The sequence below is a fragment of the Ferruginivarius sediminum genome (genome assembly GCF_003344765.1).
Taxonomy (GTDB): Bacteria; Pseudomonadota; Alphaproteobacteria; order Kiloniellales; family Rhodovibrionaceae; genus Ferruginivarius; species Ferruginivarius sediminum.
Map to the genome: position 1 here is coordinate 14,810 of NZ_QPMH01000011.1, position 24,172 is coordinate 38,981.

The 24,172-nt window shown below is 67.4% G+C and carries 21 protein-coding genes; 12 read left to right on the top strand and 9 right to left on the bottom strand.

Translation table 11 applies throughout. The annotated features are described in order from the left end of the window. Positions 1-32 precede the first annotated feature (32 nt). On the bottom strand, positions 33-1,613 hold the full coding sequence (gene serA, locus DRB17_RS12325) for a phosphoglycerate dehydrogenase (RefSeq protein WP_114582598.1): 1,581 nt from the start codon (positions 1,611-1,613) through the stop codon (positions 33-35). A 131-nt stretch (positions 1,614-1,744) separates the two neighbouring features. Continuing rightward, a complete protein-coding gene (locus DRB17_RS12330; RefSeq protein WP_114582518.1) occupies positions 1,745-2,917 on the bottom strand; it encodes a phosphoserine transaminase in 1,173 nt (390 codons plus the stop codon). A gap of 246 nt (positions 2,918-3,163) precedes the next feature. On the opposite strand from DRB17_RS12330, the gene DRB17_RS12335 reads away from it, so the two are divergent. The 5 genes from DRB17_RS12335 to DRB17_RS12355 all read left to right on the top strand — a co-directional run bounded on the left by DRB17_RS12335 (position 3,164) and on the right by DRB17_RS12355 (position 10,024). Next, positions 3,164-4,942, top strand: coding sequence for an SLC13 family permease (locus DRB17_RS12335; protein ID WP_114582519.1), 1,779 nt, complete (start codon positions 3,164-3,166; stop codon positions 4,940-4,942). Positions 4,943-5,039: 97 nt separating this feature from the next. After that, entirely contained in the window at positions 5,040-6,056 is a 1,017-nt protein-coding gene (locus DRB17_RS12340) for an HlyD family secretion protein (protein ID WP_114582520.1), read from the top strand. Continuing rightward, complete coding sequence (locus DRB17_RS12345; RefSeq protein ID WP_114582521.1) at positions 6,053-7,783, top strand: ATP-binding cassette domain-containing protein; 1,731 nt, start codon at positions 6,053-6,055, stop codon at positions 7,781-7,783. The genes DRB17_RS12340 and DRB17_RS12345 overlap by 4 nt, the downstream gene beginning before the upstream one ends. Further along, positions 7,780-8,910 carry an ABC transporter permease gene (locus tag DRB17_RS12350; RefSeq protein ID WP_114582522.1) on the top strand — a complete coding sequence of 377 codons (1,131 nt, stop codon included), beginning with the start codon at positions 7,780-7,782 and terminating at the stop codon, positions 8,908-8,910. The genes DRB17_RS12345 and DRB17_RS12350 overlap by 4 nt, the downstream gene beginning before the upstream one ends. A gap of 4 nt (positions 8,911-8,914) precedes the next feature. Further along, complete coding sequence (locus DRB17_RS12355) at positions 8,915-10,024, top strand: ABC transporter permease (protein WP_114582523.1); 1,110 nt, start codon at positions 8,915-8,917, stop codon at positions 10,022-10,024. Between the two features lie 9 nt (positions 10,025-10,033). Here the strand turns inward: DRB17_RS12355 and DRB17_RS12360 are convergent, their stop codons facing one another. Together DRB17_RS12360 and DRB17_RS12365 are read right to left on the bottom strand one after the other, a co-directional pair. Then, positions 10,034-10,420, bottom strand: coding sequence for a hypothetical protein (locus DRB17_RS12360; protein WP_114582524.1), 387 nt, complete (start codon positions 10,418-10,420; stop codon positions 10,034-10,036). Between the two features lie 184 nt (positions 10,421-10,604). Then, entirely contained in the window at positions 10,605-10,988 is a 384-nt protein-coding gene (locus DRB17_RS12365) for a PilZ domain-containing protein (RefSeq protein WP_161958802.1), read from the bottom strand. 144 nt (positions 10,989-11,132) lie between these two features. On the opposite strand from DRB17_RS12365, the gene DRB17_RS12370 reads away from it, so the two are divergent. From DRB17_RS12370 to DRB17_RS12380, 3 genes are all read left to right on the top strand, one after another. Beyond that, positions 11,133-11,342, top strand: a complete 210-nt coding sequence (locus DRB17_RS12370; protein ID WP_114582526.1) for a hypothetical protein — start codon at positions 11,133-11,135, stop codon at positions 11,340-11,342. A gap of 141 nt (positions 11,343-11,483) precedes the next feature. Then, entirely contained in the window at positions 11,484-12,188 is a 705-nt protein-coding gene (locus tag DRB17_RS12375; protein ID WP_114582527.1) for a hypothetical protein, read from the top strand. Beyond that, positions 12,185-12,544 (top strand): hypothetical protein, encoded by a 360-nt coding sequence (locus DRB17_RS12380; RefSeq protein WP_114582528.1) that lies wholly within the window; start codon positions 12,185-12,187, stop codon positions 12,542-12,544. The genes DRB17_RS12375 and DRB17_RS12380 overlap by 4 nt, the downstream gene beginning before the upstream one ends. A gap of 14 nt (positions 12,545-12,558) precedes the next feature. Here the strand turns inward: DRB17_RS12380 and DRB17_RS12385 are convergent, their stop codons facing one another. The 4 genes from DRB17_RS12385 to dgcN form a co-directional block, all read right to left on the bottom strand. Continuing rightward, positions 12,559-13,161: a LysE family translocator gene (locus DRB17_RS12385; protein WP_114582529.1), complete on the bottom strand. Its 603-nt coding sequence runs from the start codon at positions 13,159-13,161 to the stop codon at positions 12,559-12,561. Positions 13,162-13,310: 149 nt separating this feature from the next. Next, a complete protein-coding gene (locus DRB17_RS12390) occupies positions 13,311-14,678 on the bottom strand; it encodes a TRAP transporter large permease (RefSeq protein ID WP_114582530.1) in 1,368 nt (455 codons plus the stop codon). Between the two features lie 16 nt (positions 14,679-14,694). After that, positions 14,695-15,270 (bottom strand): TRAP transporter small permease subunit, encoded by a 576-nt coding sequence (locus DRB17_RS12395; RefSeq protein WP_114582531.1) that lies wholly within the window; start codon positions 15,268-15,270, stop codon positions 14,695-14,697. Between the two features lie 102 nt (positions 15,271-15,372). Continuing rightward, positions 15,373-16,371 carry an N-acetyltransferase DgcN gene (gene dgcN, locus DRB17_RS12400; RefSeq protein ID WP_114582532.1) on the bottom strand — a complete coding sequence of 333 codons (999 nt, stop codon included), beginning with the start codon at positions 16,369-16,371 and terminating at the stop codon, positions 15,373-15,375. 204 nt (positions 16,372-16,575) lie between these two features. Between dgcN and DRB17_RS12405 the strand changes: the two genes are divergently transcribed. The 3 genes from DRB17_RS12405 (at position 16,576) to DRB17_RS12415 (ending at position 19,341) form a co-directional block, all read left to right on the top strand. After that, positions 16,576-18,363, top strand: a complete 1,788-nt coding sequence (locus DRB17_RS12405) for a gamma-glutamyltransferase family protein (protein ID WP_338322697.1) — start codon at positions 16,576-16,578, stop codon at positions 18,361-18,363. 70 nt (positions 18,364-18,433) lie between these two features. After that, entirely contained in the window at positions 18,434-18,862 is a 429-nt protein-coding gene (locus DRB17_RS12410; protein WP_114582534.1) for an antitoxin Xre/MbcA/ParS toxin-binding domain-containing protein, read from the top strand. Beyond that, positions 18,859-19,341, top strand: a complete 483-nt coding sequence (locus tag DRB17_RS12415) for an RES family NAD+ phosphorylase (protein WP_114582535.1) — start codon at positions 18,859-18,861, stop codon at positions 19,339-19,341. Before DRB17_RS12410 ends, DRB17_RS12415 begins: the two co-directional genes overlap by 4 nt. 7 nt (positions 19,342-19,348) lie before the next feature. On the opposite strand, the gene lepA is transcribed toward DRB17_RS12415, so the two are convergent. Then, positions 19,349-21,151 (bottom strand): translation elongation factor 4, encoded by a 1,803-nt coding sequence (lepA, locus tag DRB17_RS12420; RefSeq protein WP_114582536.1) that lies wholly within the window; start codon positions 21,149-21,151, stop codon positions 19,349-19,351. A 484-nt stretch (positions 21,152-21,635) separates the two neighbouring features. Between lepA and DRB17_RS12425 the strand changes: the two genes are divergently transcribed. After that, positions 21,636-24,083, top strand: a complete 2,448-nt coding sequence (locus tag DRB17_RS12425) for a GcvT family protein (protein WP_206607873.1) — start codon at positions 21,636-21,638, stop codon at positions 24,081-24,083. Positions 24,084-24,172: the final 89 nt, after the last annotated feature.

Consider the following 24,172-nt stretch of genomic DNA (forward strand, 5'->3'; position numbering starts at 1 on the left):
GCTTGCGAGCGGCCCGCCGCGCCGGGATGGAATCAGAACCGCAGCGGTTTCACCTGCTTGATGTGCGGCAGCTTGCGGACCTGGTCGAGGACAGGGGGCGACAACGGTTCGTCGATCTCGATCAGGGCGATGGCGTCCGACCCCCTGGCCGCGCGGCCCAGGTGGAAGGTCGCGATGTTGACGCCCGCGTCGCCCAGGGTCCGGCCGAGGTTGCCGATCAGGCCCGGCTTGTCCTCGTTGGTGATGTAGAGCATGTGCGGACCGACCTCAGCCTCCACCGGGATGCCCTTGATCTCGACGAGACGCGGCTTGTCGCCGCCGAACAGCGTGCCGGCGACCGAGCGCTTCTGGTTCTCCGTCTGGACCGTCAGGCGGATCAGCGTGTGATAGTCGCTGGGCCGCTCGTACTTGATCTCGGCCACGTCGATGTCGCGCTCGCGGGCAATGACGGGCGCGTTCACCATGTTCACCGTGTCCAGCATCGGCCGCAGCAGCGAGGCCAGCGCCGTCTGCGTCAGCGGCCGGGTGTTCAACTCGGCGACATGGCCCTCGTACTCCAGCGTCACCGCGCGGAGCCCGCTTTCGGTCAACTGCCCGGCGAACGAGCCAAGCTGCTCCGCCAGCGTCATATAGGGGCCCAGGCGCTCGCTCTCCTCGGCCGTCAGAGAGGGCATGTTGAGCGCGTTGGAAACCGCGCCGGTCAGCAGGAAGTCGGACATCTGCTCGGCAATCTGCACCGCCACCTTCTCCTGCGCCTCGTTCGTGGAGGCGCCCAGGTGCGGCGTGCAAATGGTCTCTTCAAGCTCGAACAGCGGGTTGCTCTTGGCCGGCTCCTCCTCGAAGACGTCGATGGCCGCACCCGCGACCTGGCCCTCCTGGATGGCCGCCTTCAGGTCCTCCTCGACGATGAGGCCGCCGCGCGCGCAGTTGATGATGCGCACGCCCGGCTTCATCTGCGTCATCGCGCCGGCGTCGATCATGCCCTTGGTCTGATCGGTCATCGGCACGTGGAGCGTGATGAAGTCGGCGTCCTTGTAAAGCTCGTCCAGGGTGTCGACCTTGCGCACGCCGATGTCGCGCGCGCGCTCGTGCGAGAGGAAGGGGTCATAGGCCACGACCCGCATCTTCAGGCCGCGGGCGCGGTCGGCGACGATGGCGCCGATATTGCCGCAACCGACGACGCCGAGGATCTTGTTCGTCACCTCGACGCCCGTGAATTTGGACTTCTCCCAGCGGCCCGCCTTCGTCGACTCGTTGGCCTGGGGAATCCGCCGGGCCAGCGCCAGCATCATGGAGATGGCGTGCTCGGCCGTGGTGATCGCGTTGCCGCCGGGCGTGTTCATCACGACGATGCCGCGCTGGGTCGCGGCGGGCACGTCGATGTTGTCGACGCCGATGCCGGCACGGCCGACGACCTTCAAGCCGCTGGCCGAGGTCAGGATGCTCGAGGTGACCTTGGTCGCCGAGCGCACGGCCAGGCCATCATAGGCGGAAATCTTCTCCTTCAGCTCTTCCGGTGTCAGGCCGACGGCAACGTCCGCCTCGATGCCGTTGCGGCGGAACACCTCAACGGCGCTGGGGCTGAGTTTGTCGGCGATCAGAACTTTCGGCATGTCCTTGGGTTCCATCAATTATTCGCAGCCATCGTGTCCGGGCGCGGGCGCGCGCCGGCTGCCTCGGTAAGGGCGCATTGATATTCGCGGGGCCGCCGTCGAGGGCGGCGGCTGAATCCGACCCTGGCGGCTCAGGCCGCCGCGCGCTCGGCCTTGACGCTTTCGAACGCCCAGTCGAGCCAGGGCAGCAGGGCCTCGATGTCCCGGGTTTCCACCGTAGCGCCGCCCCAGATGCGCAGGCCGGCCGGCGCGTCGCGGTAGCTGCCGAGGTCGTAGCCGGCGCCGGCCTTCTCCAGCATCTGCACCATGCGCTTTGCCGTGTCCGCCTTGCCCGCGTCGTCCATGCCCGCGAACCAGGGATCGACAATCTTCAGGCAGATCGACGTGCAGGAGCGCACGGCCGGGTCCTGTGCCAGGAAGTCCACCCAGTCGCGCTCGCCGGCCCAAGCGGCGATGGCGTCCAGGTTGGCCTCGGCCCGGCGGATCAACTCGGGAAGTCCCCCGATTTCCTCCGCCCATTTCAGCGCATCGAGATGATCCTCGACGCACAGCATCGACGGGGTATTGATCGTCGCGCCCTTGAAGACGTCCTCGTTGAGCTTGCCGCCCTTGGTCAGCCGGAAAACCTTCGGCAGCGGCCACGCCGGCGTGTAGCTCTCCAGCCGCGCCACCGCCCGCGGAGAGAGCACCAGCATGCCGTGCTGCGCCTCCCCGCCGAGGACCTTCTGCCAGGACCACGTCGCCACGTCGATCTTGTCCCAGGGAATGTCCATCGCGAAAACGGCGGAGGTGGCGTCGCACAGCGTCAGACCCTGCCGGTCGCCAGCGATCCACTCGCCGTTCGGGACGCGCACGCCCGATGTCGTGCCGTTCCAGGTGAAGACGACGTCGCGCGCCGCGTCGACCTGCGAAAGGTCCGGCAGCGCGCCGTAGTCCGCCTCGAAGGTGCGCACGTCGGGGAGCTTGAGCTGCTTGACGATGTCCGTCACCCAGCCCTTGCCGAAGCTTTCCCAGGCCAGCACGTCGACGCCGCGCGCGCCCAGCAGCGACCACATGGCCATCTCGAACGCGCCGGTGTCGGAGGCGGGCACGATGCCCACGCGATAGTCGTCGGGAATGCCCAGCAGCGTGCGCGAACGCTCGATGACCTCGGCAATCCTGGCCTTGCCGTCCTTGGCGCGGTGCGAGCGCCCGAGAAAGGCCCCCTCCAGCGCCGCCAGGCTCCAGCCCGGGCGCTTGGCGCAGGGACCGGAAGAAAATCGGGGATCGGCCGGCCGATTCGCCGGCGGTTGAGGACCGCTCATGGCGTGCTCCATCGTAAGCTGAAAGCTTTTGGGCGGGCTGCGGCGCGATAGTAGGCAGCATGCTGCAGCGCGTCAACTTGCGGTTCGGATTTTCCGTTGCAGCGCAGCATGGGCCTCGCCTCAGATCGGCTGTGGCCCATCATTCTACGAAAGATAGACTCGCGCTCTTATCGACACCGGGGCCGCGAACCCTTAAAAGGGCGCTTCGGCCGATGAAGCGACGGTGGGAAAGCTGGCCTGAACGGCATGACGACCGAACAGATAATGCTGTTCGCCATCCTGGCGACGGCCCTGCTGCTTTTCGCATGGGGGCGCTGGCGCTATGACGTGGTGGCCGTCGCGGCGCTGTTGGCCGCCGTGGTGCTTGGCATCGTCCCGATGCGCGAGGCTTTCCAGGGATTCGGCCACCCCGCCGTGATCACCGTCGTCGGCGTGCTGATTCTTTCGCGCAGCCTGCGCAACTCTGGCCTGATCGAGTGGCTGACGCGGGTGCTGCGCCCCACGACGGGACGGCCAACCTCGCACATCATGGCGCTGTCCGGCCTGACGGCCGCGTGCTCGGCCTTCATGAACAACGTCGGTGCCATGGCGCTGATCCTGCCGGTCGCGTTGCAGTCGTCGCACAGCAGCAAGCGGCCGGCCAGCATGATCCTGATGCCGCTGTCGTTCGCCTCGCTCCTGGGCGGGCTGATCACGCTGATCGGCACGCCGCCCAACATCATTATCGCCAGCTATCGCGGCGGCGAGACTGGTGAAGCCTTCGGCATGTTCGATTTCAGCCCGGTGGGACTCGGCGTGGCCGCGGCCGGCGTGGCTTTCGTCTCGCTTCTCGGCTGGCGGCTTCTACCAACGGAGCGCCAGGGCGAGGTCGAGGGGAAATCGCTGTTCCAGCTTGAGGACTACATCACCGAGGTGCGCCTGCCCGAGGGGTCGAGCTATGTCGGCCGCCGGCTCGTGGAACTGGAAACGCTGGCGCAGGGCGACGTCGCGGTGGTGGCACTGGTGCGACGCAAGGACCGGATGCTGGCGCCATCCGGCTATCTGCGTCTGCAGGCGGGCGACATCCTGATCATCGAATCGGACACGGCCGCACTGCAGCGGCTGGCGAAGCAGGCCGGGCTGGACATGGTGGGGGAGGCCGAGCTGTCGGCCGAGAACCTGCGCAGCGAGCGCGTCGGCCTTGTCGAGGTGGTGGTGACCCCCGGCTCGCGCCTGGAAGGGCGAACCGCGCGCAGTCTGCGCCTGCACACGCGCTATGGGCTGAACCTGCTGGGTGTTGCCCGGCAGGGTCACCCCATCACGGAACGTCTGGGCCAAGTTCGCTTCCTCGCCGGCGACGTGCTGCTGCTGCAAGGCGAGCGCGACGCCATGCCGGAGGCATTCCAGGCGCTGGGCTGCCTGCCGCTTGCCGAACGCGAGCTGCCGCTGGGCCGGCGCGGGACCAGCGCGACGGCGCCGCTGATCTTCGCCGGCGCTATCGGACTGGTCGCCTTTGGCGTCCTGCCGCCGCACATTGCCTTCATTCTGGCCGTGCTGGTCCAGGTCCTCACGAACGCGATCTCGGTCCGCGAGATCTACGACGCGGTGGAGTGGCCTATCGTCATCCTGCTTGGCGCCATGCTGCCGGTGGGACAGGCGCTGGAAGCGACGGGCGGCACGGCCGTGATCTCGGATCCGATCCTCGGACTGGCGGGGTCGGTGCCGCCCTGGGGCATTCTGACGCTGTTGATGATGGTGACGATGCTGCTGTCGGACATCATGAACAACGCCGCCACCGCCGTGTTGATGGCGCCCATCGGCGTGTCGATCGCGCAGGGCCTGGGCGTCAGCATCGATCCGTTCCTCATGGGCGTGGCGATTGCCTGCTCGTCCACCTACCTCACCCCGATCGGGCACCAGTCCAATCTGCTGGTGATGGGGCCGGGCGGCTACAAGTTCGGCGACTACTGGCGCATGGGGCTGCCGCTGGACGCGTTGATCCTGATCGTCGCGGTGCCGCTGATATTGCAGGTCTGGCCGCTATAGCGCCGCCGGCATCGCCGCGTTGCGCGCCCTGGCATTGCCATATCCGCCGCCCGCGCCTTATTGAGGGCAGAGTTTGTTCCAAGGAACGGTCAGGCGAATGAAGTCCCCCCGCTTTCTTATCGCCGTTCTTGTTCTGGCCGCCATGGGCGCCGGCGGCTACTGGGCCTATTCCACCTACGCGGCCCAGAAGGACGACGGCGTTCTGACGCTCTACGGCAACGTGGATATCCGGCAGGTGGACCTGGCCTTCAACGCCGAGGGCAAGATCACCGAGGTGCTGGTGGAAGAAGGCGACGACGTCGGTTCCGACCAGCTTCTGGCCCGCCTGGACAAGGAACTGTACAAGCACGCCGTGGCGGCGGCCCGCGCCCGCGTGCAGCAAAGCGAAGCGCGCCTACGGGAGCTTGAGAACGGCACCCGCCCGGAAGAGATCGACCGCGCCCGCGCCGCCTTGCAGCAGGCCAAGGCGAGCGTCGAGGAGACGGAAGCCACGCTTGAGCGCCGCCGTCGACTCCTGGCGAGCAACAACGTCTCCGAGCAGGCATTCGACGAGGCGAAGCGCGCGTACGAGGAGACCAAGGCCCTGCGGGACCAGCGCGAGGCCGAGCTGGCGCTGGCGCTTGAGGGGCCGCGCAGCGAAACCATCGCCGCGACGCGCGCCGAGCTGGACTTCAACCGCGCGACGCTGCGTTTCGCGCACGAACGGCTGGACAACACCGAGCTTCTGGCCCCGGCCGCCGGGACCATCCTGACGCGTATCCGCGAGCCCGGCGCGACGGTGGCCCCGACAACGTCGGTGCTGACCCTCGCCATCCGCGATCCGGTGCGGGTGCGCACCTATGTGGACGGCCCGAACCTCGGCAAGGTGGTGCCCGGCATGAAGGCAGAGGTCACGACCGACAGCTATCCGGACAAGGCCTACACCGGGCATATCGGCTACATCTCGCCGACGGCGGAATTCACGCCGAAAAGCGTCGAGACGCCCGAGCTTCGCACCGACCTCGTCTATCGGGTCCGCGTGATCGTGGAGAACCCGGACGACGGCCTGCGCCAGGGCATGCCCGTCACCGTACGCCTGCCCGATACCGCCAAGCGCCAGGGGTCCGGGGGATGAGCGAGCCGGTGGTGGCGCTGGCGGGTGTCGGCAAGCGCTTCCGCAAATCCGGTCGTCCCGCCCTGGACGACATCGCCGCGGAGGCCGAGGCCGGCAGCATCACCGGGCTGATCGGACCCGACGGTGCCGGCAAGACCACGCTGCTTCGCCTGATTGCCGGATTGTACAAGCCAAGCTCGGGCACGCTGCGCGTCGCCGGGCGGAACGGCGCGCCCGAACCCGGAACGCTGGGCTATATGCCGCAACAGTTCGGCCTCTACGAGGATCTCAGCGTTGCGGAGAATCTGGACCTCTATGCCGATCTGCAGAACCTGCCGCGCTCGCAGCGGCGGGAGAGAATGGCGCGCCTGCTGTCGTTCACCGGGCTGGAACCCTTCACCGACCGGCTGGCCGGCAATCTTTCCGGCGGCATGAAGCAGAAGCTGGGCCTGGCCTGCGTGCTGGTGCATCCGCCCAGGGTCCTGCTGCTGGACGAGCCTAGCGTCGGCGTCGATCCGCTCTCCCGCCGCGAGCTGTGGCGGATGGTCCGGGAACTCAGCGAGCAGGGCATGGCGGTGCTGTGGTCCACCGCCTACCTGGACGAGGCGGCGCGCTGCAGCCGCGTCTGGCTGCTGGACGAGGGCCGGCTGCTGGCCCAGGGGCCACCGGACAATTTTTTGGCCGAAGTACGCGGCCGCTGCTTCCGCATGCCGCTGGGCGAGACCGGACGGCGGCACGTTCAGGCGTTGGCAAGCGCGCATCGGGGCGTGCTGGACGCGCAGATCCAGGGGCGCGGGCTACGCTTGGTACTGGAGAAAGACACGCCGCCGCCCGACGCGAAGGAGGTTGGGGCCGCCGGCGAGGCCGAGTCCGTCGAGCCCCGGTTCGAGGACGCCGTCGTCGCCCGGCTTCGCGGCCAGCACGCATCGGAGACGGAAGAGGCCAGCGGACACGAGGACGACTGGCGAAAGCATGCGGACGGCGACGACACCGCCATCGAGACGCGCGAGCTGACCAAGCGTTTCGGCGACTTCACGGCGGTGGACCGGGTCAACTTCACGGTGCGGCGCGGCGAGATATTCGGCCTGCTCGGACCCAACGGCGCCGGCAAGTCGACCACGTTCCGGATGCTCTGCGGCCTGCTGCCGGCCAGCGGCGGCGAGGCGCGGGTCGCCGGCTTCGACCTTGCCCATGCCAGGGCCGACGCGCGGGCGCGGATCGGCTATATGAGCCAGGCGTTCTCGCTTTATGGCGGCCTGTCCGTGCGGCAGAACCTCAACTTCTTCGCCGGCGCTTACGGCCTATACGGCCGCGGCGCGCGCCAGGCGATCCGCCGGGCATTGAAGGACTTCGAGTTGGAGCCCTATGCCGGTGCCTCGGCCGCCGGCCTGCCGCTTGGTTTCAAGCAGCGGCTGTCGCTCGCCTGCGCCCTGATGCACGGGCCGGCGATCCTGTTCCTCGACGAGCCGACGAGCGGTGTCGATCCCTTGACCCGACGGGAGTTCTGGGCCCGCATCAATGCCATGGCCGAGCGCGGGGTGACGGTGCTGGTGACCTCCCACGTAATGGACGAGGCGGAATACTGCGACCGGCTGGCGATCATGTACCGCGGCCGCGTCATCGCCAGCGGCCCGCCCGACGAGTTGAAGCAGACGCATCTGGGACGGCTCGACGCCAGCCTGGAGGACGCCTTCATCAGGCTGATCGAGGCGCAGGAAGGGCCGGCGGCAGCGGAGGCGCCGGCATGACCGGTGGCGCGGGCAGCCGGATACGCGGCCTGGTGCGCAAGGAGTTCCTGCAGGTGCGCCGCGACGCGTCCTCCTTCGCCATCGCCTTCGTACTGCCGGCGGTGCTGCTGTTCCTGTTTGGCTTCGGCGTCTCGCTGGACGCGCGCGAGGTGCCGGTGGCCGTCGTGGTCGAGGACCCCACGCCGGAAGCAAGCGACTTCGTCGCCTCGCTGATCAACTCCAAGTACTTCGTCCCCCGGATCATGCATGCCCGCCCGCCCGCGGAACGGGCGATGCTGGCGGGGGAAATCGACGCCATCGTGGTGCTGCGCGAAACCTTCGCTGGCGAGTTGAATGCCAGCGATATCCGGCCGGCGCCAATCCAGGCCATCGTCGACGGCACCAACGCCAACCGTGGGCGCGTGCTCCTGGGCTATCTGCGCGGCGCCTGGGCCAACTGGCTGGCGCAGCGCGGCCTGGAGGACCCGGCCCTCGCCCGTGCGACCATCGATGTGGAGCAGCGCGTCTGGTACAACCCCGCCGTCGACAGCCGCAATTTCATCGTCCCCGGCCTGGTGGCGATCATCATGACGTTGATCGGCGCCCTGCTGACCGCGCTCGTCGTCGCCCGCGAGTGGGAACGCGGCACGATGGAGGCGCTTTTCGCCACGCCGGTGCGTACCTCGGAAATCCTGCTGGGCAAGCTGATCCCCTATTTCACGCTCGGGATGGGCGGCATGGCGCTGTCCGTGGCGATGGCCGTGTTCGTCTTCGAGGTGCCGCTGCGCGGGTCGTTGCTGGTACTGACCGCGGCGTCGGCGGTATTCATGGTGACGGCGCTGGGCATGGGACTCGTCATCTCGTCCGTCACGCGCAACCAGTTCGTGGCGGCGCAGACGGCGATCCTGTTGACCATGCTGCCCGCCATCATGCTCTCCGGCTTCATCTTCGACATCGAGGCGATGCCGGCGTGGGTGCAGGCGGTGACCTACATCGTCCCGGCGCGCTATTTCGTCGCGATCCTGCAGACGCTGTTCCTGGCCGGGAACATCTGGCCGCTGATCTGGCCCAATCTGCTGGCCCTGGCACTCTTCGGGACGGGGCTGCTGCTCATCGCGGGCCGGCGCACCCGCAAGAGCCTGGAGTAGGCGGATGATCGCGCGACTGTTCGCCCTCGTCATCAAGGAGTTCCTGGCGATCTGGCGCGATCCGCGCAGCCGGGCGGTGCTGTTCGGCCCGCCGCTGATCCAGCTTTTCCTCTTCGCTTACGCCGCGACCTACGACATTGAGAACGCGCGCCTTGCCGTCCTGAACGAGGACCGCAGCCGGGAATCGCGCGAACTGGTGGCGCGTTTTACCGCCTCGCGCGGATTCGAGCCGGTAAGGCGCCTGACACACGTCCGCCAGATCGCGCCGACCATCGACCGCCAGGACGCCATGGCCGTGCTGCATATCGGTCCGACCTTCGCCGCCGACCTCAAGTCGGGCAACACCGCGCAGGTCCAGATCATCGTCGATGGCCGGCGATCCAATTCCGCCTTGGTGCTGCTTGGTTATGCCGGCGAGATCGTGACCGGTTACGCCAGCGACATGGCGGCGGAGAACGACCAGCCCGGCCCGCCGGCGGAACTGGTGACGCGCGCTTGGTTCAACCCGCAGCTTGAGAGCCGCTGGTTCATCGTCCCCGGCCTTGTCGGGACGCTGACGCTGGTGGTCACGACGGTGGTGGCGGGGCTATCGGTCGCGCGCGAGCGGGAGCTGGGCACCTTCGATCAATTGCTCGTCACGCCGCTTCGCCCGCTGGAGATATTTGTCGGCAAGACCGTCCCGGCGCTGGCGATCGGCGTGATCGAGGGAGCCTTCATCGTGCTGGCCGCGATCTGGTGGTTCGAGGTGCCGCTTCGAGGCTCCCACCTCCTGCTGGCGCTGTCGCTGGTGCTGTTCCTGTTGTCGGCGACCGGGGTGGGGTTGATGATTTCCGCCTTCGCACGCACGCAGCAGCAGGCCATCGTGGGCAGCTTCCTGTTCCTGATGCCGGCGGTAATTCTCTCGGGCTTCGCGACGCCCGTCGATAACATGCCCGATTTCGTGCAGGCGCTCACCTACGCCAACCCGCTGCGCTACATGCTGGTGATCCTGCGCGGCCTGTTCTTGCAGGACCTGCCGGGCGATCTTGTCGTGCAGCAGCTCTGGCCGATGGCGATCATCGCCGTGGTGACGGGCGCGGTTGCCGTGTGGCTGTTCCGCCACCGGCTGGCGTAGACGGTTGCCCTAAAACCCGAACAGGCGCGCGAATACCCGATCCACAATCCGGGCGAACCACCAGCCGCGCTCGACATCGCCGCCGCCAAGGCCGCCGCGCCAGCCGAGGCCGCCGTTGCTTCCGCCACCTATAACGGTGCCGCCGCCACTGGCGCCCGTGGTGCCGCCGGCGCCGCCGCCACCGAACGAGCCACCGGAGGGGCCGCCGCCATAATCGCCCCCCGTGTCGCCGCCCACGACGACGCGGCCATGCGAGGCCAGGGCGTTGCGGCTTGAGGCGAGCAGCATAACCGTGGGCGGCACGGCCATGCCCATCTTGCCGCAAAGTTCGAGGAACTCCCGGCGACGCTCGTCGTGGTCCTGACAGGACTCGGGAACATTCGATATTTCGGACATCGGCGATGGCCTCGGTAATGCGGTGGATGTTTGTTAAAAAATATCGGCCAGTGCGATCCGATTGACCACCTATCTTTCGGATTTACTCCTTTTGGTAAAAAATGCCCAGAGTCCGGTAAACCGAATATACCCGCTGGAGTTAGCGTAAAAAACCAGGTCGGTCCAAACCTGGCCGTCCCAGGCTTTAGTCAGGGGTGAGGTCGATCACCGGGCCGATGATCGCAGCGACCTCTTCGGGCGGTTCCGTGAATTTGATGCCAAGGCGCCCGCGCCCGCACCAGACCACCTTGGCAGGGAATTCGCCGATGCTGGGCAGCATAAGGATGGTGGCGACGTCGGGGTCGAGCTGGTCGGCGACGACCGCCTCCGCCTCGTTTGGGTATTCCGCGAATACCAGCTTGGCGCCGCCGGCCGAGATATTCGCGACCGTGACGGAAAGCGTACCCTCGTCACCCGCGCACCGCAGCGATGCGCCCCAAAGCACGCGCGTGCGCCTGTATGCGCGCCGGTCCCTGGCGTCGGCTTCGGACTGGCATGAATCGGAAAACTGGCCGCCGTCGTCGCGCACCGCTCTGCACTCCCTGCTATATCCCGGCCAAGCGTACCTCTCCAGCGCGGCGAGAATGCGGGCGAAAGCATGTCGAAATCCTTAACGTCGAAAGAGTTCGTCGTTCACGATTTCGAAACAGATGCTTGCCTAGAGATGCGCCCCATGAGCGAAGAACAGCCCCGCCGCCTCAGCGACAAGATCGCCGCCGCCCACGAACAGGCCTGCAACCAAGGCAAGGCCGACGTGGCGCGTTCCCTGCTGCACGCCCTGGAGCTGGAGCTTTCGGCCCACGGCGGCGCGCCAGAGAAGCGAACCATCGACGAGGCGATCGAATCCGCCTTCACCCGCCAGCGGCTGCTCGACACCACCTGAACAGCCCCCTGCCCGTCCACGCCCCCTGGCCGCGAAATCCGGCCCGGCAACGTTCCTGCCCTGTTCGGGCTTGGCGAACGCGGCTGCGTGCGCCAAAGTCAAGGATCGGGTGTTGCCCGCACGGAAGGGAGCATTGAGGCGATGGTTCAGGATCCACGCACCGAACGCCTGCTGGGAGACATCGAGTTGGTGCGAAGCCGCGGCGACCCGGCACGCGGACGCCTGTGCGTGATGTCGCTGGTGGCCGTGCTGGCCGGAGAAGTCCACAGCGACCGGCCGGCCAGTGCCTCGCCGTTGATCGCGGCCTTCGCCCGGCCGGTCAACGATGCCATGGACCGCGCCACGCGCCAGCGCCTGATCCCCTTCGCCCCGCGTATCCTGGGCACCGTCGCCGGCGACGACGCCTTGCGGCGGGAGATCGTACAGGCCGAATTGATGCACACGCTTCTGCCGGCAATCGTCACGGACCTGCAGGCGGGCGCCCACGATCACGCCCAGAGGCGCGCCGCGGAGCTGACGGCGATGCTGGCCGGGGAACTGGCGGCAACGCCCGTGGACCGGCAGCCCGCGCTGGCGCAGGACGCGGGGTGGGACCACGCCGCGCTGATCGGTCCACTGCGCGTCGCGATCACGGCTTATCGCGATTGCGCGGGCGTGCAACAGGCCGAGGCCGTCGCGCGCCTGTTGATCGCGGCCGTGTCGTGCCTGGCGCGGCCAACGCGCCGGGCCTGGTACTGGGATCGGGCCATCGGCCTGCTGGACCGGCTGTGCGAGGTCGGCCGCGAGGCCGCCGTCCCCGCCGGCCGCGAGGATGTGGAAAGCAATAGGAGGAATGTCACGGCATGACGCTTCGTCTGCCTGTCACCGCCGCACCGGGTGCGGCGACGATGTCGAGCTTCCGCCGGGAGGAGGTGCCAGCCCCGAATGTGCGCGACACCCGGCGCTTGCGCGGCTCGGCAAAGCACACGGTCTTCGTCGGCACCACGCGCCGCCCGTTGCAGGAAGAGGCCCTGATGGCGCCCGAGAAGTCCTGGTGCGAAGGCCATTGCAAGGGCTACTGGACGATCGTCTACGGCCCCGAAACACGTAGCCAGGGCCGGTCGATGTCCTTCGGCTTCTCCGACCGCGAGGATGCCGAGGCCTTCCAGCGCTGGCGCCGCGAACGCCGCGACCATCACGCGGAGCCGGAGGACTTCGAGTAGGCTGCCTCGGCCTATCAATTGCTCAATAGAAGTCTGAACGCCAGGGCGCAGAGGACCAGCGATGCCGTGCGGTCGATGTAGGCTTTGGCTTTCATGTACCGCCGGCTGACCGCATAGCTGTTCATGACAAACGCGAGTGATGTATAAAAGATCAACTCGATAAGCAAATGGTTGAGAACCACAAACGAATTCTCAGCCATCGTGATATCCGGGGGAATGATAACCACCAAGACACCGGCTGCGAACAATATTGCTTTTGGGTTGAGAAAGTTGACGAGGAAACCTTGCCGGAACGCATGACGTTCCAGCTTGAAATGAGCCTTGATCGGCTCATTCGCCCCCATCCACATCCGCCACGCAATGTATAGAAGATATCCGGCGCCAATGAATTTCGCTACGCCGTAGAACCATGGAACGGTTTCGAAAACGGCGTTGAGGCCGAGCAGCGCCATCATGGTCCAAATGGCTGCCATCAGGCCAAGTCCGCATCCGATGGCGATTCCCGGCCCGCGGCCGGCACTCAGTGTCGTCTGCATCGCAATCAGCAGCGCGGGCCCCGGGCTTGCAATCGCCGCCAGAAGAGTGATGTTGAACGCGATGAAATGTTCAACCTGCATGGTGGGCTGTTCTTGGTTGTCCTTGCACGGTCAGGCGCACGACCCCTTGCCATTGAATACTTCGGCAGACCGGGATCCTTGAAAAAATATATCTTCCTCTTTTTTTCTTTCCAGAAGAAACGTATTCCGCCACCGCTTCCGCTATGCGGCTATCCCTCCACCGCGTTCGGGAGAAGCATGGCGATCTCCGGAAACGCCAGAACGAGGGCCAACGCCAGGAGCTGCAACAGGACGAAGGGGACGATGCCGCGGTAGATGTGGCTCATCGCCACCGACCGCGGCGCCGCCCCTTTCATGTAGAACAGCGCGAAGCCGAAAGGCGGCGTCAGGAAGCTGGTCTGCAGGTTGATGGCGACCAGCACGGTGAACCAGTACACCACGTCGCCGCGCGCCACGTGCTCGCCGAAGTCGAGCAGCTCCACCACCGGCGCGAAGATCGGCAAGACGATCAGGGTGATCTCGATCCAGTCGAAGAAGAACCCCAGGACGAATACGATCCCCATCAAAACCAGCAGGATGCCCCAGGTACCCACGCCCACGGCGTTGATGAAGTCGATCACCATGTGCTCGCCGCCCAGTACGCGGAAGACGTAGGAGAACGCCGTCGCGCCAACGAAGATCAGGAACAGCATGGCGGTGGTGAGCACCGTCTTCTCCACCACCTTGTCCAGCGTGCGCAGGTCCAGCCTGCGGTTCACGACAGCCAGCAGCGTCGCCCCGGCAGCGCCGATGCCGCTGGCTTCGGTCGGCGTGGCGAAGCCGCCGACGATGGAGCCGAGCACCAATACGATCAGGAACACCGCCGGCAGGAAGCTGCGCGCCATCATGACGATCAGCCCGCGCAGGTCTTGCGGCCCTTCCGAGGCTGGCATCGGCGGCGCCAACGCCGGCCGCAGCGTGGCGATCCCGGCGATGTAGGCGACATAGAACACCGACAGCATCAGGCCCGGCACCAGCGCGGCAACGAACAGCGTGCCGACCGAGATCGACAGCAGATCGCCCATCACCACCAGCATGATGGACGGCGGGATCAGGATTCCCAGCGTGCCCGACGCGGCCACCGTGCCCGACGCCAGCGTCTGGGCGTAGCCGCGCTGCACCATCACCGGCAGGGCCAGAAGCGTCAGCAGCACGACCGACGCGCCGATGATACCCGTGGTCGCGGCGAAGATCGTGCCCATCAGCGCCACCGACAGCGCCAGTCCGCCGGGCACCCGGCGCATAAGCACCTGCAAGCAGCGCAGCAGATCCTTCGCGATGCCGCTGACCTCCAGCATCGCGCCCATGAAGATGAACATCGGCACGGCGACAAGGACCAGGTTCTCGACGATGCCGCCGAAAATGCGGTTGGTGATCAGCGCGAACTGCATCGGCCGGAACTCGCCCACGCCGATACCGACAACCGCGAAGGCCAATCCCACGCCACCCACGACGAAGGCGACCGGCAAGCCGGTGAAAAGCAGGCCGCCCAGCGCGACGAACATCAGCGCCGGCAGCAGATCGATCAGAGCCTCCATGTCGCGCCCGTGCCCGTCACGTCGTGGCCTCGTCGTCGTGCACGCCCGGCTCCTGCATCAGGTAGGCGCGCCCCCGTCCGTCCGCGTCCCGGTCGGCCAGGACCGCCACCAGCCGCAGCAGCACGGATATCCCCGCCAGCGCCATGACGGCAAAGCCGACCGGCAGCATCGACTTGATGATCCAGCGATGCGGCAGGCCCATGCCGCCCATCGAACCCTCGTTGCGGACGAACGCCCGCTCGGCAAAGTCGTAACCGAACCAGATCACGATGCCGCAGTACGGCAGCAGGAACAGCACGATGCCCGCGATCTCGATCCAGGCGCGCGGCCGCGCGCGCCAGCGCTCGCGCAGCAACTCGATGCGCACGTGGGCATCGCGAAGATAGGCGAACCCGAAGGCCAGCAGGAACATCGCCCCGTGCAGGTGCCACTCCAAGTCCTGCAGCATGGTGGAACCGGTATGGAAGAAGCGCCGGCCGACGACGTCGAAGACGATCACCACCATCATCGCCACCGCCAGCCACCCCGCTGCCTTCCCGGCGAGCGTGACGACGGCGGCGAGCCGGTCGCTCAATCTCAGAAGGGCGGGCATGCGAGGCTCGCGTCAGACAGCAGGAACCGGCCCGCCTTCCCCGTGGCGGAGGTCATCCGCGAGACCTGAGCGGGCGTTCTTACCGGCATCGCGCGCTGGCACTCATGCAAGCGCGTCGACGATCCGCGCGACGCCGTCGCGCACCGGGTCCACCGCCGGCAGGCCCAGCGAATCCTCGATCTCCGCGAGGCAACGCCGCGCCGCCTCCGCGTCCAGGGCCGAGGTGTTGACCGCCACGCCGATGGTCCGCGCCGCCGGGTTGGTCAACTGGGCGACCTCCTCGTTCCGGCGGCGGCAAAGGTCGAGCGGCGGCAGCCCGTAGTCCGGCAGGCCGCGCATGTGCTTGCGCGTGGGCTCGTGGCACAATACCAGCGCGTCGGGCTGCGCGCCGTGCAGCAGGCCGGTGGAAACGCCCGCGAAGGACGCGTGGAACAGCGAGCCCTGGCCCTCGACGACATCCCAGTGGCCGGGATCGTTCGCCGGCGTCAGCCATTCCACCGCGCCCGAGATGAAGTCGGCGATCACCGCATCGACCGAGACGCCGTCGCCGGCGATCAGGATGCCGGTCTGACCCGTCGCGCGGAAATCGGCGCTCATGCCGCGCCGGCGCATCTCCGCCTCGACCGCAAGGGAGGCGTACATCTTTCCGACCGAGCAGTCGGTGCCCACCGTCAGCAGGCGCTTGCCGGGGCGCTTCTTGCCGTCGGCGACGGCGAAGCCGCGCGTGGGATGGCGCACGTCGAACAGCTTGCGGCCGTTGCGCTCCGCCGCCTCTTTCAGGCGCGGCACGTCGGCCAGCTTGCCGTGCAGGCCGGAAGCGATGTCCATGCCGAGATTCAGCGCCCGGACGAGGACGTCCGTCCAGGCCTCGGAGATCACGCCGCCACGGTTGGCCACGCCGACGACGACGGTGCGGCAGCCGGCGTCGGCGGCCTCTTCCATCGTCATGTCGTCGAGGCCCAGCGAAGCCTGGCAGCCGTCAAGCCGGAACTGCCCCTTGCACCACTCCGGGCGCCAATCCGCCACGCCCTTCGCCGTCTTCGCGGCAAGCTGGTCGGGCGCGTCGCCCAGGAACATCAGGTATGGATGCTCGATCGCCATTGGTCGGCGGGTCCCTTCTTCGTATCTTTGTCACTCGCGCTTCACGGTTTCGCCGCGCGCGCCGGCGGCGCATCCTAGACGAAGCCGCCTGTCTTGTCGCCAGTCGCGGCCGCCTTGCGAACGCCGGCCTGCAAAGCTACCTGCGCAATGCTTCCCGATGACAGCCTGAGCACCCAAGGCCACGAAGCGAAAGGAGGCCCTGAGTTGACCTTCACCACCCGCCCGGAACTGCGCGGCACCCATGGCGCCGTCGCCTCGACCCACTGGCTTGCATCGGCCGCCGGGATGGCGATCCTGGAAAAGGGTGGCAACGCCTTCGACGCGGCCGTTGCGACGGGCTTCGTCCTGCAGGTGGTGGAGCCGCACCTGAACGGACCCGGCGGCGAGGTGCCGATCCTTCTGCACGACCGGCGCCGCGATGGGCCGGAGGTGATCTGCGGCCAGGGCACAGCGCCGCGCGCGGCAACCATCGCACGCTTTCGCAGCCTGGGCCTCGACATGGTTCCGGGCACCGGGCTCCTGGCCTCGGTCGTCCCCGGCGCCTTCGACGCCTGGATGCTGCTGCTGCGCGACCATGGCACACTGCGCCTGCGCGACGTGATGGAGCCGGCGGTCCACTATGCCGAGTACGGCTTCCCCGTGGTCCCGCGCATCAGCCAGACGATCCGCACGGTCGCGAAGATGTTACGGGAGGAGTGGCCCACCTCGGCCGCCGTCTACCTGCCGGGCGACACCGTGCCGGCGCCGGGAACGCTTTTCCGCAACCCGCGCCTCGCAGAGACCTACCGACGCATCGTGGACGAGGCCGAGCGCCGCGGCGGCGGCCGCGAGGGGCAGATCCAGGAAGCGCGCAAGTCCTGGTACGAGGGCTTCGTCGCCGAAACCATCGGGCGTTTCTGCCGCAGCCGGGAGGTAATGGACGTCTCCGGCCGCCGCCACGGTGGCCTGTTGAGCGAGGACGACCTGGCCAACTGGAACGCCACGAAGGAAAAGCCGGTTACCTACGACTACGCCGGCTACACCGTGTGCAAGGGTGGCCCGTGGAGCCAGGGGCCGGTGTTCCTGCAGCAACTGGCGCTGCTGGACGGCTTCGACCTCGACGCGATGGACCCGAACGGCCCGGACTTCGTCCACACCGTCGTCGAGTGCGCCAAGCTGGCCTTCGCCGACCGCGAGGCGTTCTATGGCGACCCGGATTTCGCGGACGTGCCGATGGAAACGCTGCTCTCCGCCGACTACGCCGCGTCCCGCCGCGCGCTGGCGGGCGAGCAGGCCTCGCGCGAGCTGCGCCCCGGCACGGTCGAGGGTTACGGCGGCGCCCTGGACAGGGTCCTGCGCACCAGGGCGGAGCACGGGGAGGCGTTCGACGCCTTGGGCGGCGGCGAGCCGACGGTGCAGGACGCCGAGCCGGGCGATACCTGTCACCTCGATATCGTCGACCGCCACGGCAACATGGTGAGCGCCACCCCTTCCGGCGGCTGGTTGCAGTCGTCGCCCGTCATTCCCGAGCTTGGCTTCTGTCTCAACACGCGCGCGCAGATGTTCTGGCTGGACGAGGACATGCCCAGCGCATTGCAGCCCGGCAAGCGGCCGCGCACGACGCTTTCCGCCAACTTGGCGCTGAAGGATGGTGCGCCGGTGCTGGCCTGGGGCACACCCGGCGGCGACTATCAGGACCAGTGGTCGCTGACCTTCTTCCTGCGTCACGTCCACCACGGCCTGAACCTGCAGGAATCCATCGACGCGCCGATGTTCCAGATCGACCACATGCCGGCGTCCTTCTTCCCGCGCCTTGCCGATCCCGGCAGCCTGACCCTGGAGGATCGCTTTTCCGAGGAAACCATCGCCGAACTGCGCCGGCGCGGCCATGAGGTGGAGGTCGCCGACGGCTGGTCGCTGGGCCGACTCTCGGCCGTCGGGCGCGAGGCGGACGGCCAGGTCAAGGCGGCGGCCAACCCGCGCTTCATGCAAGGCTACGCCGTGGCGCGGTGAGGCTTATCCGGCCCATTGCCGCGAGTTTCATCTGAGATTATATTATGCCTCAGATGAAGCGGAGGTGGTCATGACCGTCGGTTCCGGCGAGGTCGCCAAGGTGCTTGGCCTTGGACGTAATGGACCGATCGAAAGCGGGCTGGATCTGGCCGAGGCGCTGGAAAAGGGGTTTCCGGTGGCGGCGCTGGACCGAGTCTGCCGACTGATCGCGCCCGGCGACCCGGCGTTCCGTGGCCATGTCATTGCCCGCGCCACGCTGGCCCGGCGCAAGCGGCAGAACCGCCTTACGACGGAAGAGAGCGAGCGGGTGGAGCGCCTTGCCCGCCTCTGGGCCTTCGCACTCGACGTCTGGGGCGACGACGAGGCGGCCCGGCGCTTCCTGAGCGAGCCGCATCCCCTGCTTCGCGGCCGCCGGCCGCTTGATGTGGCCCGCACCGACGTGGGCGCGCACACCGTCGAAGAAATCCTCGGCAGGTTGAAGTACGGCACGGCCGCATGACGGCCCAGCGGCTGGACCGCACCCTCACGTGTTTTCGCATCGGCGACCCGGACGGCACCTATCCGATCTTCAGCGCGGCGGGCTCCAGGCTTTATCCGGGACGATGGAACACGGTCGACACGCCCGTCATCTATGCCAGCGAGAACTACGCCACGGCGATGCTGGAGAAACTGGTGCACGGCGCGGGGCGCCTGCCGCCCAACCAGCATTTCGTCACGATCACCGTGCCGCGCGGCGCAACCTACGAGGTCGTCTCGAAGGACCATCTACTCGGCTGGAACAGCCCCGAGGCCAGCGTTTCTCGGGACCACGGCGCCGCCTGGGTGCGGGAGTGCCGCTCCCTTGTCTTGCTGGTGCCGTCGTTCGTTGCCCGGCTGGAACGCAACGTCGTCATCAATCCAGCGCATCCCGATTTCGGCGAGATCGAAACCGGTCTTGCCGAACCCGTCTGGTGGGACCGGCGGCTGTTCGAGGGCTGAGCCCCCTTTACTCCTCCTCCATCTTCAGCGCGGCAAGGAAGGCCGACTGCGGGATTTCCACCTTGCCGAACTGGCGCATCTTCTTCTTGCCGGCCTTCTGCTTCTCCAAGAGCTTGCGCTTACGCGTGATGTCGCCGCCGTAGCACTTGGCGGTCACGTCCTTGCGCATCGCCGGCACGGTCTCGCGCGCCACCACCTTGCCGCCGATGGCGGCCTGCACGGCGACCTTGAAAAGCTGGCGCGGGATCAGGTCCTTCAGGCGCTGGCACACGCTGCGCCCGCGCGGCTCGGCCTGGCTGCGGTGAACGATCAGGGCCATCGCGTCGACCTTCTCGCCGTTCACCAGGATGTCCAGCTTGACCAGGTCGCCCTCGTGGTAGCCTTCCATGTGGTAGTCGAAGGAGGCATAACCCGAGGTCACGGACTTCAGGCGGTCGTAGAAATCATAGACCACCTCGTTCAGTGGCAAATTGTAGACCACCATCGCCCGGTCGCCGGCATAGGTGAGGTCCACCTGCCGGCCTCGGCGCTCCTCGCACAGCTTCAGGACGTTCCCGAGGAACTGGTCGGGCACCATCACGGTCGCCTTGATCCAGGGTTCCTCGATCGCCTCGATGTGCACGGGGTCGGGCAGGTCGGTCGGGTTGTGCAGTTCGAGGACCTCGCCGTTGCGCTGCATGACGCGATAGACCACCGACGGTGCCGTGGTGATCAGGTCGAGGTCGTATTCGCGCTCCAGCCGCTCCTGAATAATTTCCAGGTGCAGCAGCCCCAGGAAGCCGCAGCGGAAGCCGAAGCCCAGCGCGGGCGAGCTTTCCGGCTCGAACTGGAACGAGCTGTCGTTCAACCGCAGCTTGCCCAGCGCGTCGCGCAGGTCCTCGTAATCCCCCGCGTCCGCCGGGAACAGCCCGCAGAACACCACCGGCACACTGGGCTTGTAGCCTTCCAGCGGTTTGGCGCAGGGGTTCGCCTCGTCGGTGATGGTGTCGCCGACCTGCGTCTCGTCGATGTCCTTGATGCCGGCGATCAGGTAGCCAAGCTCGCCGGGACCAAGTTGCTTGGCCTTGGTGCGCCGGGGATTGAAGGTGCCGACCTCGCTGACGTCGTGCAGCGCGCGCGTGCCCAGCATCCGGGCCCGTGTCCCCGGCTTCAGCGTGCCGTCGAAGACGCGCGTCAGCGTGACGACGCCCAGGTACTGGTCGTACCAGGAATCGACCAGAAGGGCCTGCAGCGGCGCCTTCGGATCGCCCTTGGGCGCGGGAACCCGCTTCACGATGGCCTCCAACACGTCGCCGACGCCCTGCCCGGTCTTGGCCGAGATCATCAGCGCGTCGGTGGCGTCCAGGCCGATGACGTTCTCGATCTCCTCCATCACCCGCTCGGGCTCGGCGGCGGGCAGGTCGACCTTGTTCAGCACCGGAATGATTTCGAGGTCGTGGTCCAGCGCCAGGTAGACGTTCGCCAGCGTCTGCGCCTCCACGCCCTGGCTGGCGTCGACCAGCAGCAGGCAGCCCTCGCACGCCTTCAGCGAACGGCTGACCTCGTAGGAGAAATCGACGTGCCCCGGCGTGTCGATCAGGTTGAGAGTGTACTCCGTCCCGTCAGGCGCGCGGTAGTTCAGGCGCACCGTCTGCGCCTTGATGGTGATGCCGCGCTCGCGCTCCAGGTCCATGTTGTCCAGGAACTGCTCGCGCATCTCGCGCTCACTCACCCCCTCGCAAAGCTGGATGATGCGGTCGGCCAGGGTCGACTTGCCGTGGTCGATGTGTGCGATGATCGCGAAGTTCCGGATCAGTTTCTGATCGGTCATAAGCTGCGTCTGTCGTTGTCAGATGGCGCGCGCCGCTGGGACGCAACGATTTCATTCAGATGGTCCCGCACCGGCGCGCCGAACATAGGGGTGCGCGGCGATCGGTGCAACGTTCCCTCGCGAACGAAGAACCTTCACCGCGAAGCGATTTTTCCGCCAGGCCCGGTGAACCGGACGCGCCTTGTCCGCGTAGAGAGGTCTGTCCAGGGCGGTTTTCCGTCTTCTACCGCCACTCGGACGGGGGCCCCCGCCCCCATGGCCGCCCGCCGCGTGTATGTGCCCGTCCGCGCGGCGGGTGGCCACCCCTCTCATTCCCCTGACGTGACGCGCCCCCACCGGGGCAACATCGGAAAAGCTTTCGTCGCTCGCCCGCAAGACGGATCCTTCCCTTCCCGCTATGGCGGCTTATCGAGGCTCTATCGCACCTCGAAAACGTCAGGCATGATGCGCGCCGAACCGGCCGGACAGCGCCGGAATGGGCGGTTTGAAGACAAGAATTGGTGGGGCGGACGTGGACCTGAAATCGCATGCTCGGGTGGTTGTCATCGGCGGCGGCGTCGTCGGCTGCAGCGTTCTCTATCATCTGACCAAGCTGGGCTGGACCGACGTCGTCCTGATCGAGCGCTCGGAGCTGACCTCCGGCTCGACCTGGCACGCGGCGGGCGGGTTCCACACACTGAACGCCGACACCAACATGGCGGCGCTGCAGGGGTACACCATCCGCCTCTATAAAGAGCTGGAAGAGATCAGCGGCCAGGCCTGCGGCCTGCACCACGTCGGCGGCCTCACGCTGGCGGATTCGCCGGAGCGCCTGGACTTCCTGAAAGCGGAGCGGGCGAAGCACCGCTATATGGGCCTGGAAACCGAGATCGTCGGGCCGGAGGAAATCCGCAAGCTCTCGCCCATCACCGACACCGATGGCGTGCTGGCCGCGCTCTACGACCCGCTGGACGGCCACCTCGACCCCTATGGCACGACGCACGCCTATGCCCGCGCGGCACGGCGGAACGGCGCGGAGATCCACCTGCACACCAAGGTGGAAAGCCTGGCGGCCAAGGCGAAGGGCGAATGGGACGTCGTCACCGACAAGGGCACCATCACTGCCGGGCATGTCGTGAACGCCGCCGGTCTCTGGGCGCGCGAGGTCGGCCGCATGGCAGGGGTGGAGCTGCCGCTGCACCCGATGGAGCACCAGTACCTCATCACCGACGACATCCCCGAGGTCTACGAGCACCACACCGAACTGCCGCACGTCATGGACCCGACGGGCGAGAGCTATCTGCGCCAGGAGGGCCGCGGCCTCGTCATCGGCTTCTACGAGCAGGACTGCACGCCCTGGGCCACCGGCGGCACCTCCTGGGACTTCGGGCACGAGCTGCTGCCGAACGACCTCGACCGCGTCGGCGAGTCGCTGGAGTTCGCCTTCCGGCGCTATCCCGTGCTCGCGCGCGCCGGCATCAAGCAGATCATCAACGGCCCCTTCACCTTCGCGCCCGACGGCAACCCGCTGGTGGGTCCGGTGCCGGGCCTGCGGAACTACTGGTCGGCCTGCGCCGTGATGGCGGGCTTCAGCCAGGGCGGCGGCGTCGGGCTGTCGCTGGCGGAGTGGATGGTGGAGGGCGAGCCCTCGCGCGACATCTTCGCGATGGACGTCGCACGCTTCGGCGACTACTGCACTCGCCCGTACACGCGCGAGAAGGTGCGGGAGAACTATCAGCGCCGCTTCGCCATCTCCTATCCCAACGAGGAGTTGCCCGCCGGACGGCCGCTCTACACGACGCCGGCCTACGGCATCTGGAAAGCGCAGCGCGCCGTCTTCGGCTCCGGCTACGGGCTGGAGCACGTGAACTACTTCGCGCCCGAGGGCGAGCCGCTGTTCGAGACACCGACCTTCCGCCGCTCCAACGCCTTCGCGGCCGTGGCCGAGGAGTGCCGGGCGGTGCGCGAGGCCGTCGGCATCAACGAGGTGCACAACTTCGGTAAGTACGAGGTGACGGGCCCCGGCGCGGAGGACTGGCTGAACCGGATCATGGCGAACCGGATGCCACGCGAGGGCAAGCTGGTGCTCTCCCCGATGCTGAGCCCGGCCGGGCGCATCATCGGCGACTTCACCATCGCCCGCCTGGGGCCGGAGCGCTTCCAGCTCGTCGCCGCCTATGCCGCGCAGGCCCACCACATGCGCTGGTTCCAGCAGCACATGCCCGACAGCGGCGTCGCGGTGCGCAACGTCTCGCTGGACCGCCTGGGCCTCCAGATCGCCGGGCCGAACGCGCGCAAGCTGCTGGAGCGCGTGGCCGACATCGACGTGTCGAAGGAGGCCTTCCCGTTCCTGTCGGTGCGGGAGATGAACATCGGCATGGTGCCGGCCATCGTCAGCCGCGTCACCTTCTCCGGCGACCTGGGCTATGAGATTTTCACGCCCGCCGCGTTCCAGGCGGCGCTCTACGAAACCCTGGCCGAGGCGGGCCGCGACCTGGGCCTGAAACCGTTCGGCATGCGCGCTATGATGTCGCTGCGGCTGGAGAAGTCGTTCGGCGCGTGGCTCAGGGAGTTCAAGCCGGAGTACACGCCGGCGGAGACCGGGCTGGAGCGCTTTGTCTCGTTCCAGAAGGAAGACTTCATCGGCCGCGAGGCCGCGCAGCGCGAGCGCGACAATCCGCCGGCCCGCCAGCTCACGACCTTCGTGGTCGACGCCGACGACGCCGACGTCTGGGGCGACGAGCCGATCTATCGTGACGGCAAGATCGTGGGCTACGTCACCAGCGGCGGCTACGCGCACTATGTCCGGAAATCGGTGGCCCTGGGCTTCGTCCCGCGTGAGATGGTGGAAGACGGCGCCGGCTTCGAGATCGAGATTCTTGGGGATTTGCGCCCGGCGACGCTGACTACCGTGCCGCTGTACGATCCGGACGGCACGCGAATGCGGGGATAGTGTTGCGGACAAGGGGCGACGATCCCCTCTGCTCGCCTGACGGCGAGTTGTCTCCCCGGCGGGGGAGCTGTCTGCGAAGCAGACTGAGG

Excerpts from the sequence above, each read along its gene's own strand:
- dgcN (WP_114582532.1), bottom strand. The coding sequence starts at position 16,371 with ATGGCGATCGAGCATCCATACCTGATGTTCCTGGGCGACGCGCCCGAC.
- DRB17_RS12360 (WP_114582524.1), bottom strand. The coding sequence starts at position 10,420 with ATGTCCGAAATATCGAATGTTCCCGAGTCCTGTCAGGACCACGACGAG.
- DRB17_RS12355 (WP_114582523.1), top strand. The coding sequence starts at position 8,915 with ATGATCGCGCGACTGTTCGCCCTCGTCATCAAGGAGTTCCTGGCGATC.
- DRB17_RS12345 (WP_114582521.1), top strand. The coding sequence starts at position 6,053 with ATGAGCGAGCCGGTGGTGGCGCTGGCGGGTGTCGGCAAGCGCTTCCGC.
- DRB17_RS12335 (WP_114582519.1), top strand. The coding sequence starts at position 3,164 with ATGACGACCGAACAGATAATGCTGTTCGCCATCCTGGCGACGGCCCTG.
- DRB17_RS12375 (WP_114582527.1), top strand. The coding sequence starts at position 11,484 with ATGGTTCAGGATCCACGCACCGAACGCCTGCTGGGAGACATCGAGTTG.
- DRB17_RS12390 (WP_114582530.1), bottom strand. The coding sequence starts at position 14,678 with ATGGAGGCTCTGATCGATCTGCTGCCGGCGCTGATGTTCGTCGCGCTG.
- DRB17_RS12385 (WP_114582529.1), bottom strand. The coding sequence starts at position 13,161 with ATGCAGGTTGAACATTTCATCGCGTTCAACATCACTCTTCTGGCGGCG.
- DRB17_RS12340 (WP_114582520.1), top strand. The coding sequence starts at position 5,040 with ATGAAGTCCCCCCGCTTTCTTATCGCCGTTCTTGTTCTGGCCGCCATG.
- DRB17_RS12330 (WP_114582518.1), bottom strand. The coding sequence starts at position 2,917 with ATGAGCGGTCCTCAACCGCCGGCGAATCGGCCGGCCGATCCCCGATTT.
- DRB17_RS12380 (WP_114582528.1), top strand. The coding sequence starts at position 12,185 with ATGACGCTTCGTCTGCCTGTCACCGCCGCACCGGGTGCGGCGACGATG.
- lepA (WP_114582536.1), bottom strand. The coding sequence starts at position 21,151 with ATGACCGATCAGAAACTGATCCGGAACTTCGCGATCATCGCACACATC.
- DRB17_RS12370 (WP_114582526.1), top strand. The coding sequence starts at position 11,133 with ATGAGCGAAGAACAGCCCCGCCGCCTCAGCGACAAGATCGCCGCCGCC.
- DRB17_RS12350 (WP_114582522.1), top strand. The coding sequence starts at position 7,780 with ATGACCGGTGGCGCGGGCAGCCGGATACGCGGCCTGGTGCGCAAGGAG.
- DRB17_RS12410 (WP_114582534.1), top strand. The coding sequence starts at position 18,434 with ATGACCGTCGGTTCCGGCGAGGTCGCCAAGGTGCTTGGCCTTGGACGT.
- DRB17_RS12395 (WP_114582531.1), bottom strand. The coding sequence starts at position 15,270 with ATGCCCGCCCTTCTGAGATTGAGCGACCGGCTCGCCGCCGTCGTCACG.
- serA (WP_114582598.1), bottom strand. The coding sequence starts at position 1,613 with ATGCCGAAAGTTCTGATCGCCGACAAACTCAGCCCCAGCGCCGTTGAG.
- DRB17_RS12415 (WP_114582535.1), top strand. The coding sequence starts at position 18,859 with ATGACGGCCCAGCGGCTGGACCGCACCCTCACGTGTTTTCGCATCGGC.